The 832-nt window shown below is 36.2% G+C and carries 1 protein-coding gene; it reads left to right on the top strand.

Features of this window, described 5'->3' with window-relative positions; translation table 11 throughout:
- Nucleotides 1-506: N-acetylmuramoyl-L-alanine amidase (locus tag ACFIK8_RS10725; protein ID WP_375669418.1), on the top strand; the 506-nt coding region annotated here is incomplete at its 5' end.
- Nucleotides 507-832 lie beyond the last annotated feature (326 nt).

The following is an 832-nucleotide window of genomic DNA, read 5'->3' as shown; positions in this document are numbered from 1 at the left end:
CAGCTCTTCCCTATCACGCAGTTAATTTAGTGCCTTGTAATAATGAGGTATTTACATTTCCTCCTTATAATCCCACGCAAATTGATGCAGTTAAAGAACTTGCATTGAATGTTCTTCAACGGTATCCTGATATTATGCCAACCGATGTTGTGGGTCATAGTGATATTGCCATTGGAAGAAAGAGTGATCCAGGTGCAGCTTTTCCATGGAAAGAACTTTATGTAGCAGGCATAGGGGCATGGTATGATGATGAATTAAAGGAGCATTATCAGAGGCAGTTTTGTGAAAGTTTTCCAAGCAAAGCAGATATTGTGACCAAATTGAGATGTTACGGATATGATACTTCAGCTGCAGGAAGCGAAATTGGGTACAATGAGTTAATTCGGGCATTTCAGCTTCATTTTCGTCAAGAAAATTATGATGGGATTCTAGATGTTGAAACAGCAGCGATTATCTATGCATTGGTAGATAAGTATTTTCCCTCGAATGAATTTAACGTGACTTGATTTAAATACATGTTCATTGCCACAATGACCATTTTCTTTTGTTAAGACTATTTTTTGGTTCTCTGCCGGTAAGGTTTGTGTGAGAGAAAGAAGATCATTTATGCTGTAAGAATAAAGTTACATGTGTAAGAATGAATGGGAAAAGGAGAAAAAAGCTACGTGGTTCGTAGAGGGAGCCTTTAAAATCTCGTTTTTTCCGTCTATGTAGCATGTAACTTTTCCATCATTTTTAAAAAGAAACTTAAAGTCAAGACATGATGCGTAATACAAAAGAACAGAGTACTTTAAGAGTTGCATAGAAAAAGGGGTATGATAATTTATATTCA

It is taken from the genome of Bartonella sp. MR168JLCBS, assembly GCF_042194175.1.
The sequence above is the reverse complement of the archived record's forward strand: the minus strand, read 5'-3'. Positions and strand labels throughout refer to the sequence as shown.